At 63.4% G+C, this 15,269-nt stretch carries 13 protein-coding genes; 9 read left to right on the plus strand and 4 right to left on the minus strand.

Going from position 1 to position 15,269, the window contains the following annotated elements:
• Positions 1 to 108: 108 nt before the first annotated feature.
• From fadB to B2790_RS21775, 6 genes are all read left to right on the plus strand, one after another.
• Positions 109 to 2,256 (plus strand): fatty acid oxidation complex subunit alpha FadB, encoded by a 2,148-nt coding sequence (fadB, locus tag B2790_RS21750; RefSeq protein ID WP_137163341.1) that lies wholly within the window; start codon positions 109 to 111, stop codon positions 2,254 to 2,256.
• Positions 2,257 to 2,287: 31 nt separating this feature from the next.
• A complete protein-coding gene (gene fadA / locus B2790_RS21755; protein ID WP_013971712.1) occupies positions 2,288 to 3,463 on the plus strand; it encodes an acetyl-CoA C-acyltransferase FadA in 1,176 nt (391 codons plus the stop codon).
• A 77-nt stretch (positions 3,464 to 3,540) separates the two neighbouring features.
• The gene (locus B2790_RS21760; RefSeq protein ID WP_023661154.1) at positions 3,541 to 3,792 is read left to right on the plus strand and encodes a DUF1653 domain-containing protein; all 252 of its coding nucleotides are present in this window, start codon (positions 3,541 to 3,543) and stop codon (positions 3,790 to 3,792) included.
• A 100-nt stretch (positions 3,793 to 3,892) separates the two neighbouring features.
• On the plus strand, positions 3,893 to 6,502 hold the full coding sequence (gene topA, locus B2790_RS21765; protein ID WP_286919716.1) for a type I DNA topoisomerase: 2,610 nt from the start codon (positions 3,893 to 3,895) through the stop codon (positions 6,500 to 6,502).
• A 187-nt stretch (positions 6,503 to 6,689) separates the two neighbouring features.
• Positions 6,690 to 7,205: a DUF6586 family protein gene (locus B2790_RS21770; RefSeq protein WP_286919717.1), complete on the plus strand. Its 516-nt coding sequence runs from the start codon at positions 6,690 to 6,692 to the stop codon at positions 7,203 to 7,205.
• Between the two features lie 50 nt (positions 7,206 to 7,255).
• Positions 7,256 to 7,489, plus strand: a complete 234-nt coding sequence (locus tag B2790_RS21775; protein WP_004376430.1) for a hypothetical protein — start codon at positions 7,256 to 7,258, stop codon at positions 7,487 to 7,489.
• Positions 7,490 to 7,538: 49 nt separating this feature from the next.
• On the opposite strand, the gene sulA is transcribed toward B2790_RS21775, so the two are convergent.
• A complete protein-coding gene (gene sulA, locus B2790_RS21780) occupies positions 7,539 to 8,015 on the minus strand; it encodes an SOS-induced cell division inhibitor SulA (protein ID WP_025338326.1) in 477 nt (158 codons plus the stop codon).
• A gap of 13 nt (positions 8,016 to 8,028) precedes the next feature.
• On the minus strand, positions 8,029 to 8,637 hold the full coding sequence (lexA, locus tag B2790_RS21785; RefSeq protein WP_004376420.1) for a transcriptional repressor LexA: 609 nt from the start codon (positions 8,635 to 8,637) through the stop codon (positions 8,029 to 8,031).
• A gap of 215 nt (positions 8,638 to 8,852) precedes the next feature.
• Between lexA and B2790_RS21790 the strand changes: the two genes are divergently transcribed.
• From B2790_RS21790 to nagZ, 3 genes are read left to right on the plus strand one after another with little or no spacing between them, the layout of a single operon-like run.
• A complete protein-coding gene (locus B2790_RS21790) occupies positions 8,853 to 9,566 on the plus strand; it encodes a TetR/AcrR family transcriptional regulator (protein WP_075044216.1) in 714 nt (237 codons plus the stop codon).
• 40 nt (positions 9,567 to 9,606) lie between these two features.
• Positions 9,607 to 10,131 (plus strand): L,D-transpeptidase, encoded by a 525-nt coding sequence (locus tag B2790_RS21795; RefSeq protein ID WP_025338328.1) that lies wholly within the window; start codon positions 9,607 to 9,609, stop codon positions 10,129 to 10,131.
• A 22-nt stretch (positions 10,132 to 10,153) separates the two neighbouring features.
• The gene (gene nagZ, locus B2790_RS21800) at positions 10,154 to 11,152 is read left to right on the plus strand and encodes a beta-N-acetylhexosaminidase (RefSeq protein WP_170931124.1); all 999 of its coding nucleotides are present in this window, start codon (positions 10,154 to 10,156) and stop codon (positions 11,150 to 11,152) included.
• Between the two features lie 196 nt (positions 11,153 to 11,348).
• Here the strand turns inward: nagZ and B2790_RS21805 are convergent, their stop codons facing one another.
• Together B2790_RS21805 and B2790_RS21810 are read right to left on the minus strand one after the other, a co-directional pair.
• A complete protein-coding gene (locus B2790_RS21805; protein ID WP_286919718.1) occupies positions 11,349 to 14,693 on the minus strand; it encodes a DEAD/DEAH box helicase in 3,345 nt (1,114 codons plus the stop codon).
• Position 14,694: 1 nt separating this feature from the next.
• Entirely contained in the window at positions 14,695 to 15,267 is a 573-nt protein-coding gene (locus tag B2790_RS21810) for a CsiV family protein (RefSeq protein WP_004376408.1), read from the minus strand.
• Positions 15,268 to 15,269 lie beyond the last annotated feature (2 nt).

Raw genomic sequence — 15,269 nt, forward strand, 5'->3', positions numbered from 1 at the left:
CTTCCGACTAGCGCGCTGACGGGTGTGCCTGGGGCAGGGCAGCTAGGCCTGCTTTTGCTGCAGCGATCGGCGTGTACTGTTCAGCTTCCATATCGTGGAGATCAGTTGATGATTTACGAAGGTAAAGCCATCACGGTTAAGGCTCTTGAAAGTGGCATCGTCGAGCTCAAGTTCGACCTCAAGGGTGAGTCCGTCAACAAGTTCAACCGCCTGACCCTGAACGAACTGCGCCAGGCCGTCGATGCCATCCAGGCCGACGCCTCGGTCAAGGGCGTGATCGTCAGCAGTGGCAAGGACGTGTTCATCGTCGGCGCCGACATCACCGAGTTCGTCGACAACTTCAAGCTGCCCGAGGCCGAACTGGTCGCCGGCAACCTGGAAGCCAACCGCATCTTCAACGCCTTCGAAGACCTCGAAGTGCCGACCGTCGCCGCCATCAACGGCATCGCCCTGGGCGGTGGCCTGGAAATGTGCCTGGCCGCCGACTACCGGGTCATGTCCACCAGCGCCAAGATCGGCCTGCCGGAAGTCAAGCTGGGTATCTACCCGGGCTTCGGCGGCACCGTGCGCCTGCCGCGCCTGATCGGTTCGGACAACGCCATCGAGTGGATCGCTGCCGGCAAGGAAAACCGTGCCGAAGACGCCCTGAAAGTGGGTGCCGTCGACGCCGTGGTCGCGCCTGAACTGCTGATGGCCGGTGCCCTTGACCTGGTCAAGCGCGCCATCAGTGGCGAGCTGGACTACAAGGCCAAGCGCCAGCCCAAGCTGGAAAAGCTCAAGCTCAACGCCATCGAACAGATGATGGCCTTCGAGACTGCCAAGGGCTTCGTCGCCGGCCAGGCCGGCCCGAACTATCCAGCTCCGGTCGAAGCCATCAAGACCATCCAGAAGGCTGCCAACTTCGGCCGTGACAAGGCCCTGGAAGTCGAAGCCGCAGGCTTCGCCAAGCTGGCCAAGACCTCGGTTGCCGAGAGCCTGATCGGCCTGTTCCTCAACGACCAGGAACTCAAGCGCAAGGCCAAGGCGCATGACGAAATCGCCCACGACGTGAAGCAGGCCGCCGTGCTCGGCGCTGGCATCATGGGTGGCGGCATCGCCTACCAGTCGGCGGTCAAGGGCACCCCGATCCTGATGAAGGATATCCGCGAGGAAGCCATCCAGCTGGGCCTGAACGAGGCCTCCAAGCTGCTCGGCAACCGCGTCGAGAAGGGCCGCCTGACCCCGGCCAAGATGGCCGAGGCACTCAACGCCATTCGCCCGACCCTGTCCTATGGCGATTTCGCCAATGTCGACATCGTCGTCGAGGCCGTGGTCGAGAACCCGAAAGTCAAGCAGGCCGTGCTGGCTGAAGTGGAAACCCAGGTGAAGGACGATGCGATCCTCGCTTCCAACACCTCGACAATTTCCATCAACCTGCTGGCCAAGGCGCTCAAGCGCCCGGAAAACTTCGTCGGCATGCACTTCTTCAACCCGGTGCACATGATGCCGCTGGTGGAAGTCATCCGTGGCGAGAAGTCCAGTGAAGTGGCGGTCGCCACCACCGTGGCCTACGCCAAGAAAATGGGCAAGAACCCGATCGTGGTCAACGACTGCCCGGGCTTCCTGGTCAACCGCGTGCTGTTCCCGTACTTCGGCGGCTTCGCCAAGCTGGTAAGCGCCGGTGTCGACTTCGTGCGAATCGACAAGGTCATGGAAAAGTTCGGCTGGCCGATGGGCCCGGCGTACCTGATGGACGTGGTCGGCATCGACACCGGCCACCACGGCCGCGACGTGATGGCCGAAGGCTTCCCGGACCGCATGAAGGACGAGCGCCGCTCGGCCGTTGACGCACTGTACGAGGCCAACCGCCTGGGCCAGAAGAACGGCAAGGGCTTCTACGCCTACGAAACCGACAAGCGCGGCAAGCCGAAGAAGGTCGCCGACGCCAGCGTGCTCGACGTGCTCAAGCCGATCATCTTCGAGCAGCGTGAAGTCACCGACGAAGACATCATCAACTGGATGATGATCCCGCTGTGCCTGGAGACCGTGCGCTGCCTGGAAGACGGCATCGTCGAAACCGCCGCCGAAGCCGACATGGGCCTGGTCTACGGCATTGGTTTCCCTCCCTTCCGCGGTGGTGCGCTGCGCTACATCGACTCGATCGGTGTGGCTGAATTCGTTGCCCTGGCCGATCAGTACGCCGACCTGGGGCCGCTGTACCACCCGACCGCCAAGCTGCGTGAAATGGCCAAGAACGGCCAGCGCTTCTTCAACTGAGCGGTCAACGAGCTAGAGCGAGAGATTTGATATGAGCCTGAATCCAAGAGACGTCGTGATTGTCGACTTCGGTCGCACGCCGATGGGCCGCTCCAAGGGTGGCATGCACCGCAATACCCGCGCCGAAGACATGTCGGCGCACCTGATCAGCAAGCTGCTGGAACGCAACGACAAGGTCGACCCGAAAGAAGTCGAGGACGTGATCTGGGGCTGCGTCAACCAGACCCTCGAGCAGGGCTGGAACATCGCCCGCATGGCCTCGCTGATGACCCAGATCCCGCACACCTCCGCGGCGCAGACTGTCAGCCGCCTGTGCGGCTCGTCGATGAGCGCGCTGCACACCGCCGCCCAGGCGATCATGACCGGCAACGGTGATGTATTCGTGGTCGGTGGCGTGGAGCACATGGGCCACGTCAGCATGATGCATGGCGTCGACCCCAACCCGCACCTGTCCTTGCATGCCGCCAAGGCTTCCGGGATGATGGGCCTGACCGCGGAAATGCTCGGCAAGATGCACGGCATCACCCGAGAGCAGCAGGACCTGTTCGGCCTGCGTTCGCACCAGCTGGCGCACAAGGCCACGGTCGAAGGCAAGTTCAAGGACGAAATCATCCCGATGCAGGGCTATGACGAGAACGGCTTCCTGAAGGTGTTCGATTTCGACGAAACCATTCGCCCGGAAACCACCCTCGAAGGCCTGGCGTCGCTGAAGCCGGCGTTCAACCCGAAAGGCGGTACCGTCACTGCCGGTACCTCGTCGCAGATCACCGACGGTGCGTCGTGCATGATCGTCATGTCCGGCCAGCGCGCCATGGACCTGGGTATCCAGCCATTGGCGGTCATCCGTTCCATGGCGGTGGCTGGTGTCGACCCGGCGATCATGGGCTACGGCCCGGTGCCATCGACCCAGAAAGCCCTCAAGCGTGCTGGCCTGACCATGGCCGACATCGACTTCATCGAGCTCAACGAAGCCTTCGCTGCACAGGCCCTGCCAGTGCTGAAAGACTTGAAAGTACTCGACAAGATGGATGAGAAGGTTAACCTGCACGGCGGCGCCATTGCCTTGGGCCACCCGTTCGGTTGCTCCGGGGCACGGATTTCCGGCACCCTGCTCAACGTCATGAAGCAGAATGGCGGTACCCTGGGGGTGGCGACCATGTGCGTCGGCCTCGGCCAAGGTATCACCACTGTCTTCGAACGCGTCTGATCGCGTAGCGGGACAGCGACCGGGGCCTTGTGCCCCGGTTTTGTTTTTTACAGGTTTTATTCAAGAGGGTGGGCAACATGCAGATACAACCAGGCGTATACCGGCATTACAAAGGGCCTGAGTACCGTGTCTTCAGTGTTGCGCGGCACTCTGAAAGCGAAGAGTGGATGGTGTTCTACCAATGCCTGTATGGTGATTACAGCTTCTGGGTACGGCCACTTTCGATGTTCCAGGAGTCCGTCGAGGTTGACGGCGAGCAGGTGCCACGCTTTGCTTTGGTCAAGGCCGAAGAGGGGCTGCCCGGGTTGCTGGGCAAGTCGCACGAGTGATAGTCCGAACTTGACCTCACACTTTTGCCACTATATATAGCGGTGCCGCGTCTGGCACCTGACGCGTTTTTCATCTTCAGATTCAGGAATACTCCGATCCATGGGCAAATCGCTGGTCATTGTGGAATCCCCGGCCAAGGCCAAGACCATCAACAAGTACCTGGGCAACCAGTACGTGGTGAAGTCGAGTATCGGCCATATCCGAGACCTCCCCACCAGCGGTTCGGCCAGCGCCAGCAAAGAGCCAGCCGCCAAGCGTGGCAAGGCCGCGGGTGAGGCTCCGGCCCTGTCGCCGAAGGAAAAGGCCCGCCGCCAGCTGGTGGCACGCATGGGCGTCGACCCCGACCACGGCTGGAAGGCCAAGTACGAGATCCTGCCTGGCAAGGAAAAGGTGATCGAAGAGCTGCGCCGCCTGGCGAAGGACGCCGACACCATCTATCTCGCAACCGACTTGGACCGCGAAGGGGAAGCCATTGCCTGGCACCTGCGCGAGGCCATCGGCGGCGACGACACCCGCTACAAGCGCGTGGTGTTCAACGAAATCACCAAGAAGGCCATCCAGGAAGCCTTCTCGCAGCCGGGCGAGCTGGATATCGACCGGGTCAACGCGCAGCAGGCGCGGCGTTTCCTCGACCGCGTGGTCGGCTACATGGTTTCGCCGCTGCTGTGGGCCAAGATCGCCCGTGGCCTGTCCGCCGGCCGTGTACAGTCGGTGGCGGTGAAGCTGGTGGTGGAGCGCGAGCGCGAAATCCGCGCGTTCATCCCGGAAGAGTACTGGGAAATCCACGCCGACCTCGGCACCGCCAAGAACGCCAAGGTGCGTTTCGAAGTGGCACGCGAGAAGGGTGAGGCCTTCAAGCCGCTGAACGAAGCCCAGGCCATGGCCGCGCTGGAGAAGCTCAAGGCTTCCAGCTACAGCGTGGTCAAGCGCGAAGACCGCCCGACCAGCAGCAAGCCGTCGGCACCGTTCATTACCTCCACCTTGCAGCAGGCCGCCAGCAACCGCCTGGGCTTCGGTGTGAAGAAAACCATGATGATGGCCCAGCGCTTGTACGAAGCCGGCTACATCACCTACATGCGTACCGACTCCACCAACCTGTCGGCCGACGCCCTGGACATGGCGCGCAGCTACATCGAGCGCGAGTTCGGCAAGCAGTACCTGCCCGAGGCACCGCTGGTGTACGGCAGCAAGGAAGGCGCCCAGGAGGCGCACGAAGCGATTCGCCCTTCCGACGTGAATACCCACCCGAGCAAGCTCACTGGCATGGAGCGCGACGCCGAGCGCCTGTACGAGCTGATCTGGCGCCAGTTCCTGGCCTGCCAGATGCCGCCAGCGCAGTACCTGTCCACCAGCGTCACTGTGGCCGCAGCCGACTTCGAGCTGCGTGCCAAGGGCCGTATCCTCAAGTTCGACGGTTACACCCGTGTGCTGCCGCAGCAGAGCAAGCCTGGCGAAGACGACGTGTTGCCGGAAATGGTCCAGGGCGAAGCGCTGAAGCTGATCCAGATCGACCCGAGCCAGCACTTCACCAAGCCACCGGCGCGCTTCACCGAAGCCAGCCTGGTCAAGGAAATGGAAAAGCGCGGTATCGGCCGCCCGTCGACCTATGCGGCGATCATCTCGACCATTCAGGACCGTGGCTATGTGACCCTGCACAACCGCCGCTTCTATTCCGAGAAGATGGGCGACATCGTCACCGAGCGCCTGTCCGAGAGCTTCTCCAACCTGATGGACTACGGCTTTACCGCCGACATGGAAGAGAACCTCGACGACGTGGCGCAGGGCGAGCGTGACTGGAAGAACGTGCTCGACGAGTTCTACGGCGACTTCAGCAAGAAACTGCAGACCGCCGAGTCCAGCGAAGACGGCATGCGCGCCAACCAACCGACCATGACCAACATTCCGTGCAAGGAATGTGGCCGGCCGATGATGATCCGCACCGCCTCCACCGGCGTGTTCCTCGGTTGCTCGGGCTACAGCCTGCCGCCGAAAGAGCGCTGCAAGGCCACCGTCAACCTGGTGCCGGGCGACGAGATTGCCGCCGACGACGAGGGTGAATCGGAATCCCGCGTGTTGCTGGGCAAGCACCGTTGCCCGATCTGCGCCACGGCGATGGATGCCTACCTGCTGGACGAGAAGCACAAGCTGCACATCTGCGGTAACAACCCGGATTGCGCTGGCTACGAGATCGAGGAAGGCAACTACCGCATCAAGGGTTACGAAGGGCCGAGCCTGGAGTGCGACAAATGTGGCAGCGAGATGCAGTTGAAGACTGGCCGTTTCGGCAAGTTCTTCGGTTGCACCAACCCGGCGTGCAAGAACACCCGCAAGTTGCTCAAGAGCGGCGAGGCGGCGCCACCGAAGATGGACAAGGTGGACATGCCAGAGCTCAAGTGCGAGAAGGTCGACGATACCTACGTGCTGCGTGATGGCGCTTCGGGGCTGTTCCTGGCCGCCAGCCAATTCCCCAAGAACCGCGAAACCCGCGCCCCGCTGGTGCTGGAGATCGTGCCACACAAGCATGAGATCGATCCTAAGTACCACTTCCTGTGCGATGCGCCGCAGAAGGACCCGGAAGGCCGCCCGGCGGTGATTCGCTACAGCCGCAAGACCAAGGAGCAGTACGTGCAGTCCGAGGTTGATGGCAAGCCGACCGGCTGGAAGGCGTTCTACGACGGCAATGCGTGGAAGGTTGAAGACAAGCGCTGATCCGTCAGTGCTGTAATTGGGGCCGCTTCGCGCCCCTTCGCGGGCTTGCCCGCTCCTACAGGTACAGCGCAGGCCTTGGGCTTGATGGAGTTCCTGTGGGAGCGGGCAAGCCCGCGAAGGGGCGCAAAGCGGCCCCAATCATTTATGATGCAGCTATCCGCCTTGCAGCCTTAGGGAGGGCACTGAAATGGCCCAGGAACTCTACACCCGCACCAATCAGAAACTGTTCTTTGCCGGCCTCGCCCTGGAGTCCATGGCCAAGGCCGAACAAAGCCAGGCCATGAATGCCCAGGGCCTGGTCCAGGCCGAGCGCGAGTCGGCGCTGTTCCATCTCTACGGCGCACTGCTGGGCCTGTGTCATGAAATTGGTGGCTTCTACCGCCTGCCAGTTGTTGCAGCGGTCGAGCAAGCACTGGCCGACGATGCCCTGAACGGCATCGCCATCCCGGAAGTGGCCGAACTGCTGGAACTGGCCCGCCAGCGCGAAACCTGGCTGGCGCAGATGCTCAGTGCTTATGCCGATTTGTTCCGACCACCGGTCGCGAAAAAAGCGCCAAAAACCGACGTCACCCAGCCATTGATCCAGGCGGTCAATCTCGATGAGCCCGAGCATCCGGCGCTGTCGCGTGCCGAACTGGAAAGCTGGCGCAGCAACCTCAAGGGCCTGGTGAGACGTTTCCGCGACGCGTTGAGTGAGTGCTGATAGCTGCTACGGCTGGTACAATGCTGGCCTTTCGCGGAGAACTGCCATTTATGTCTACGTCGTTTCTGGAAATTGTCGAGTTGCCTGATGGCCGCATCGAACTGCGTCGCGCCGAGGATGAGGGCTCTCTGGTAACCCTGGATTTCTCGGAAGACGCCAAGGCGTTCCTGCAGGGTCAGCATGTGGAAGTGGCCAAGGCCATGCTCAGCGTGGGCGTGCAGATGGCCGGTCGCCTGATGGATGGCGAGCTTGAGCGTGATGAAGGGCCGCGTGTGCTGCACTGAGGTGCAGCAGGGCATCAGGTTTCATGCAATGACAGGCAAAGCCTGAACATCAGCCGAGGCGGATGTTCAGGCTTTGTGCGTTTCCGGCACCGGCAGCGCGCAGCAATTGCTGGCGGGCAGTGGCGTTGACGTTGCCCAGCCAGCTGACCACGGTGTGGCTGCGGCCCAGGCGCAAGGCTTCGCAGGCCAGTTGAAGCGGGCTCTGATTGCCGCGAGGTTGCAGCAGCAGGATGCGTTCACGGTTGAGCCCGGCATCGCGCAGCCAGGCCTGGGTCAGGCTTGACGGCGGGGCGATCAGGGTCAGCCAGCGGGTCTCGTCCTCTTCGCTCAGTTCGCGCAGCACGGGTGCCAGCAGGCTTTGGCAGTGCCCGGGGGCTCCGCGCAGCGACAGTTCGCTGAACAGCTCGGGCTGGCTGCTCTTGCGCGCCACTTCGCTGGTTTTCAGGCCAGGCAGTACGGGCTGGGCGAGGAATGCTTCGAACAATGGCAACTGGGCTTGCTCGGGTGCGTGAATGAACTGCTGCATGACGCCTCCTGGATCAGCGGCGAATGACGCCGACGCTCAAGCCCTCGATCACCAGCTCCTGTTCTTTCAGGTCGACTTCGATGGGGGCGAATTCGGGGTTTTCGGCAAGCAGCCAGACCTTGCTGCCTTCGCGCTTGAAGCGCTTGACGGTGACTTCGTCGCCGATGCGGGCTACGACGATCTGGCCGTTGCGGGCTTCGCGGCAGGTGTGTACCGCCAGCAGGTCGCCATCGAAGATGCCGACATCCTTCATGCTCATGCCGTGTACGCGCAGCAGATAGTCGGCCTGGGGGTGGAAGAAGTCGGGGTTGATGTTGCAGGATTGTTCGATGTGCTGTTCGGCAAGGATCGGCGCACCGGCGGCAACCCGGCCGATGATTGGCAGGCCGCTTTCTTCGGCCTTGGCTTCCAGACCGGGGATGCGAATACCACGGGAGGCGCCCGGGGTCATCTCGATCGCGCCTTTGCGGGCAAGGGCCTTGAGGTGCTCCTCGGCGGCGTTGGGCGACTTGAAGCCCAGCTCCTGAGCGATCTCGGCGCGCGTCGGCGGGAAGCCGTTGTCTTCCAGGCAACGCTTGATGAACGCGAGAATTTCGGCTTGGCGTGGCGTCAGTTTCAACATGGTGAGCGCTCTGTCTTTTTGTACAGTGACTGGGATTATATACAGTACTGGATGCGCTGCAAGCCAAAACCTGCAATAAACAGCAGCAATGGCGCTTGCAGCCGCCCGCATGGCGCTTTTAAATGGCGACCGGCCGGTCACCGAGCCTTGACAGAAGCAGGGCTGAAACGTATGTTTCAAACACCTGTTTGTCTGGCGGAGTAGTCGGAGTAGTCATGGCCCAATCGGAAACCGTTGAACGCATTCTCGATGCTGCCGAGCAGCTGTTCGCGGAAAGGGGGTTCGCAGAAACCTCGTTGCGGCTGATTACCAGCAAGGCCGGGGTCAACCTGGCGGCGGTCAACTATCACTTCGGCTCCAAGAAGGCCCTGATCCAGGCAGTGTTCTCGCGCTTCCTCGGGCCGTTCTGCGCCAGCCTCGAACGTGAGCTGGAGCGGCGCCAGGCCAAGCCGGAGCACAAGCCTAGCCTCGAAGAGCTGCTGGAAATGCTGGTCGAGCAGGCTTTGGCCGTGCAGCCGCGCAGCAACAACGACCTGTCGATCTTCATGCGCCTGTTGGGCCTGGCCTTCAGCCAGAGCCAGGGCCACCTGCGGCGTTACCTGGAAGACATGTACGGCAAGGTGTTCCGCCGCTACATGCTGCTGGTCAACGAGGCCGCACCGCGCATCCCGCCGCTGGAGCTGTTCTGGCGCGTGCACTTCATGCTTGGCGCCGCCGCCTTCAGCATGTCCGGCATCAAGGCCCTGCGGGCGATTGCCGAGACCGATTTCGGCATCAACACCTCGATCGAGCAGGTAATGCGCCTGATGGTGCCGTTCCTGGCTGCGGGCATGCGTGCCGATAGCGGTGTTACCGACGACGCCATGGCCACCGCGCAGCTGCGCCCGCGCACGAAGACCAGCGCAAGCGCCACCACTGCCAAGGCCTGAAGGCTGGGCGGGGCAGGGCGCTTCGGCTAAGCTAGCGCCCATGCCCGACCTCGACTTCCTGCACATTTCCCTCGCTGACCAGTGCCTTTATGGCTTTGCCGATGGCCAGCTGCGCCTGCGCGTGCCGGTTTCCACGGCGCGCAACGGCGCCGGCGAGCGCAACGGCTCGGGTTGCACGCCGTGTGGCCTGCACCAGGTGCGGGCGAAGATTGGTGCGGGCTTGCCGCTGAATGCGGTATTGGCCGGGCGGCGCTGGACCGGCGAGGTGTGGTCGCCGGCCTTGCATGCGCAATGCCCCGGCCGGGACTGGATCCTTACCCGCATTCTCTGGCTCAGTGGCTGCGAGCCGGGTGTCAACCGCCTGGGTGCGGTCGACACCTTCCGCCGTTATATCTACTTGCACGGCACCCCGGATACGGAACCCATGGGCGTAGCGCTGTCCCATGGTTGCATACGCCTGCGCAACACCGATTTGCTAAGCCTGTTCGAGCAGGTGCCGGCCCATTGCCCGGTGCGCATCGAGCAGGCCGCCTGCCCCCAGTGGGCTTCTCTCAGTCTTCAATGAAGGATTACCCATGACTGTCAGCCTGCAAGGCTCCCTGATGGTGGATATCGCCGGTAAATGGCTGACCGCCGAAGACCGTCACTTGCTGCGCCAGCCTGAAGTGGCCGGCCTGATCATCTTTGCCCGCAACATCGACAGCCCGCGCCAGGTGCGTGAACTGTGCGCGTCGATCCGCGCCATCCGCCCCGACCTGATCCTGGCGGTGGACCAGGAGGGCGGCAGGGTGCAGCGCCTGCGCCAGGGCTTTGTGCGCCTGCCGGCCATGCGTGCGCTGGCCGACAATGACAACGCCGAGTACCTGGCCGAGCAGTGCGGTTGGTTGATGGCGACCGAGGTGCTGGCGGTTGGCCTGGACCTCAGCTTTGCCCCGGTACTCGATCTGGACCACCAGCGCAGCGCCGTGGTGGGCAGCCGCGCCTTCGAGGGTGACCCGCTGCGTGCCACGCAACTGGCCGGGGCGTTCATCCGTGGCATGAATGCGGCGGGCATGGCGGCCTGTGGCAAGCACTTCCCGGGGCATGGCTGGGCCGAAGCGGACTCGCATGTGGCCATTCCCACCGATGAGCGCAGCCTCGAACAGCTGCGCCAGGCCGACCTGGTGCCGTTCACCCGCCTGAGCGGGCAATTGGCGGCAGTGATGCCGGCGCATGTCATCTATCCGCAGGTCGACAACCAGCCGGCTGGCTTCTCGCGGCGCTGGTTGCAGGACATCCTGCGTGGCGAGCTGGGCTTTGACGGGGTGATCTTCAGTGATGACCTGTCAATGGCGGGTGCGCATGTGGTCGGGGACGCGGCCAGTCGGATCGAGGCGGCGTTGAGCGCTGGCTGCGACATGGGCCTGGTGTGCAATGACCGGGCGGCGGCGGAGCTGGCGTTGAGTGCGGCGCAGCGGATGAAGGTCAAGCCCTCGCCACGGATTGCGCGGATGCGTGGGCAAGGGTTTGCGCGGACGGATTATCGCCAGCAGCCGCGGTGGCTGGAGGCGTTGGGGGCGTTGCGGGAGGCGCAGTTGGTCGATTGACCGCGTCGGCCCCTTCGCGGGCACGCCCGCTCCCACAGGTGCAGCGCTGGTTTCGAAATTGGTGGTGTACCTGTGCCGGCCTCTTCGCGGGTGAACCCGCTCCCACAGGTACAGCACCGCCCTTGAGGGCACTGATATCCCTGTGGGAGCGGGCGTGCCCGCGAAGAGGCCGGTACAGGCAGCGAGGGATTCTAGGCTACCGCCCGCGCTTCCCCGGCAGCGGCGCAAACAGCGCTTCGATCTCTTCATCCCCTAGCCGCCATTGCCCGGCCTGCCCGCCATCCAGCAGGCTCGCCGCCAGCGCCGCCTTCTCCTGCTGCAACAGCTGGATCTTTTCTTCCACTGTCCCCCGAGTGATCAGCTTGAACACGAACACCGGCTTGTCCTGGCCGATGCGGTAGGCGCGGTCGGTAGCCTGGTTTTCGCTGGCCGGGTTCCACCAGGGGTCGAAGTGGATCACCGTGTCCGCAGCCGTCAGGTTCAAGCCCACGCCACCCGCCTTGAGACTGATCAGGAACACTTCGCTATCACCCTGCTGGAACTGCTGCACCGGCGTGCGTCGGTCGCGGGTGTCGCCGGTCAGCAGGCTGTAGCGGATCTTGCGCTTCTCCAGCTCCTGCTCGATCAACGCCAGCATCGAGGTGAACTGCGAGAACAACAGCACCCGGCGACCTTCGCTCAGCAGCTCTTCGAGCATTTCCAGCAGCGCGCCCAGTTTGCCCTTGTCGGCCTGGTTGCCTTTGCTTTCCACCCCTTTGACCAGGCGCAGGTCGCAGCATACCTGGCGCAGCTTGAGCAGGGCGTCGAGGATGATGATCTGGCTGCGCGCGGCGCCATTGCGGGCGATTTCATCGCGGACTTTCTTGTCCATGGCCACCCGCACGGCTTCGTAGGTGTCGCGCTGGGCATCGCTAAGCTCGACCCAGTGCACCATCTCGGTCTTGGCCGGCAGCTCGGTGGCTACCTGCTCCTTGGTGCGGCGCAGCAGGAACGGGCGGATGCGGCTGGCCAGGTGGGCCATGCGCTCGATGTCGCCGTGGCGCTCGATCGGTGTGCGGTAGTCCTGGTTGAAGCGCTTCAGGTCACCCAGCCAGCCAGGCATGAGGAAGTGGAAAATCGACCACAGCTCGCCCAGGTTGTTTTCCATTGGCGTGCCGGTCAGGCAGACGCGCTGATTGGCCCGCAGCTCGCAAACCGCGAGGGCGGCCTTGCTGGTGCTGCTCTTGATGTTCTGCGCCTCGTCCAGTACCAGCACATGCCAGGCCTGGGCGCGCAGGTGCTCGAGGTCGCGTGGCACCAGGGCATAGGTGGTCAGGACCAGGTCGTATTCGTGCAGTTTGGCGAAATGCTTGCTGCGCCCCGGGCCTTGCAGGGCCAGCACGCGCAGCCCGGGGGCGAAGCGCTGGGCTTCGTCCAGCCAGTTGGGCACCAGGCTGGTCGGCATCACCGCCAGGGCCGGTGCGCTCAGGCGCCCGGACTGTTTCTCCAGCAGCAGGTGTGCCAGGGCCTGCAGGGTCTTGCCCAGCCCCATGTCGTCGCCGAGGATGCCGCCGGTGCCCATCTCGCGCAGCGCCTGCAGCCAGTTCAGGCCTTGCTGCTGGTAAGGGCGCAGGCTGGCCTGTAGCCCGGACGGCGGTTCTACCTGCAAGTCACGGGCATCGCGCAGGCGACGGCCCAGGTCGCGCACATGCTCGCCACCCTCCCAATGCAGGGGCAGGCCGTCGATGTCGTTCAGGCGTGAGGCATCGGCACGGTCCAGGCGCAGGGACGGGCCTGCGGCGTCTTCGTGCAGGTACAGTTCGCCCAGGGTGCCCATCACTGCCTTGATGCGGCCATAGGGCAAGGCAACGCGCAGGGCCGGGGCATCGAGGCGGCCACGGTTGAGGTCGATCAGCAGGTGCTCGTCGTCACTGCGCCGGGCCAGTTCGCTGGGGCGCAGCAGCTCCGGGTTGCTGCGCAGCAGTTGCAGCACGATCGGCAGCAGGCTGTGGCGCTGGCCATCGACCACGATGCCCAGCTCCAGGTCGAACCATTCATGGCCGGGCGCTTCGTCGATGGTGGCGTACCAGTCGTCCACTTCCTGCAGGTTGAAGGCGAAGTCGCGATGGATGTCGATTTCCCAGCCGGCCTCGCGCAGGCGCGGCAGGCCTTCGCGGGCAAAGCGCAGCCAGGCTTCGTCGTCGGGCAACTGGAGCATCTCGCCGGCACTGTCAGGCAGGGCCTTGCTTTGTCGGGTGGCGGCCTTGAAGCCCAGGTCGCGCAGAATCTTGCGCAGCGCCTGCTCGGCTTGTGGCTGGCGGCGGATGCGCTGGCTGGTGTTGTCTACCAGGCGGCTCAGCGGTTTTTCGTCGCTGCCGCTGGCGCGTAAACCGTCATAGTCGAACGCCAGTGCGGCCCGATGCTGCATCTGCCGCTGCATGCGGCCGGTCTTGGGCATGTAGGCGCTGAATTCAAGGCTGCCCAGCGTCAGGTGCGGCCTGGGTTGAATACTGTCGATCTCTTCACTGCGTACGCTTGTAGGCGTTGGAACCTGGCGATTCAGTGCATTCAAACGGTGGCTCAGGGGGATGATCAAGTGTTCGGGCACCGTAGGTGCGCTTGCCAGTTGGCTGGCAATGAACGGGTCAAGATCATGTACAAGCTTGCCAGTCATGCCCGTCTGGGTATCGATGTAATAGAGCGGGTCGAGCGGCAGTGCCATGTCATGCATCCGCTCATCATGGTGCCACGCACCACGATAGCTGCCGTTCTCAAGCCTCATCCAGCGAAACTCGGCCGGCAGTGTCGGCCCGGGGGCTAGTGGCAACAGTTGCTCGCCGTAGATCAGGCGGCCACTGGCCAGTGCGAACTCGTACAGCTCTGCGCCTTGCTTTCCTTCCAGCCTTGCGATTGGCATGTTGGTGTTTTTGCCAAGGGCGTCAATCAGCCTGAGGATGCGCAGGTCCTCATCAGTTACGTAACGTGGCGTGTAGTAGAGCATCTCAGGCAGCGAGCTGGCACGGGCGAGTTTCAGCTGGCCATCGGCTTCGCGGGTGCCTTTGGATACGCTGAGCGTGCAAAGGCCGTGCTCATTAACGACCTTGTAGTAGAGCGACGGGCCTTTGCGCCTGGCAGGCTCGGCAGGCTTTGTCGGAGCTTCCAGGGCCTCGACCCAATGGGCGAGTTCAGGTGGGAGGTCCAGAGATTGCCGGGCTGCGTCAACCGTTGGGTGAGGGGCATCATGGCTGCCCTCGGCGTAATCCGGCCCGCGCTCCAGCAAATAGAGCGCAGCCGCACAATGCTTGCAGTCTTCGCCCACCGGGCATGAGCAAGTGCCTCGGCACTCCAGGCCATCTTCCGTCATGTCCAGCGTGATGCGCTGGTAGTAGGTCCGGCCGCCGGAACCTGCGCACTGGGCGCGGACGGTCATGTCGAGGATGGACACGATTTCGCTTCTGCCTTCCTCGGCGTAGTCCAGGCCGCGTTGCAGGGACTTGCGGTCAAACGCGAACGTCCAGCCGTCGTGCTCCCGCACAAAGAACTGCGCATCGCTCTCGCTCACATCACTGCTCCATCATCTCCGGGTCCATCACTGGCATTTTAGGCGTACCTGGTGGTGTCACCTTCAGCAGCACCGCCAGGTGCCCACCGTCGAGGAAGGTCAGCTGGCCGCCCTTGACGTTGCTGTTGCTCTGCTTGAACTGCTCGCTTTGCAGCACGCTGCCGTTGCCGTCCAGCTGGTTGACCCAGAAGTTGGCCTCGACCGCAATGAAACGGCCCTCGGCGATGCTCAGGTTGCCTTCGATGGGGAAGTGGCCGAACTGCTCGGTGCCTTCGCCCAGGGCGATGCGGCTGGGCTCGCTGCCCACTTGCTGCTGCCAGGCCTTGTGCAGCAGCACGGTGTAGTCGGCGGTGGCTTCCAGGCGGGTGGCTTCATCTTCCAGCGCCAGGCGGCGCTCGGCGTCCTTTTCCAGGCGTGGAGCGCCAGCGCTCCAGTCTTCGGGGGCGAACGGGCTGGTGAAGGCGGGCACGCTGTTCTGCCGCACCAGGATCATTTCTACCTGATACAGGCCTTCGGCGAAGGCGGCCGGGGCGAACAGCGCCAGCAGCAGGGTCAGGCAACGGATGGCACGCATGG

It is taken from the genome of Pseudomonas sp. UBA6753 (assembly GCF_002453565.1).
GTDB lineage: Bacteria > Pseudomonadota > Gammaproteobacteria > Pseudomonadales > Pseudomonadaceae > Aquipseudomonas > Aquipseudomonas putida_Z.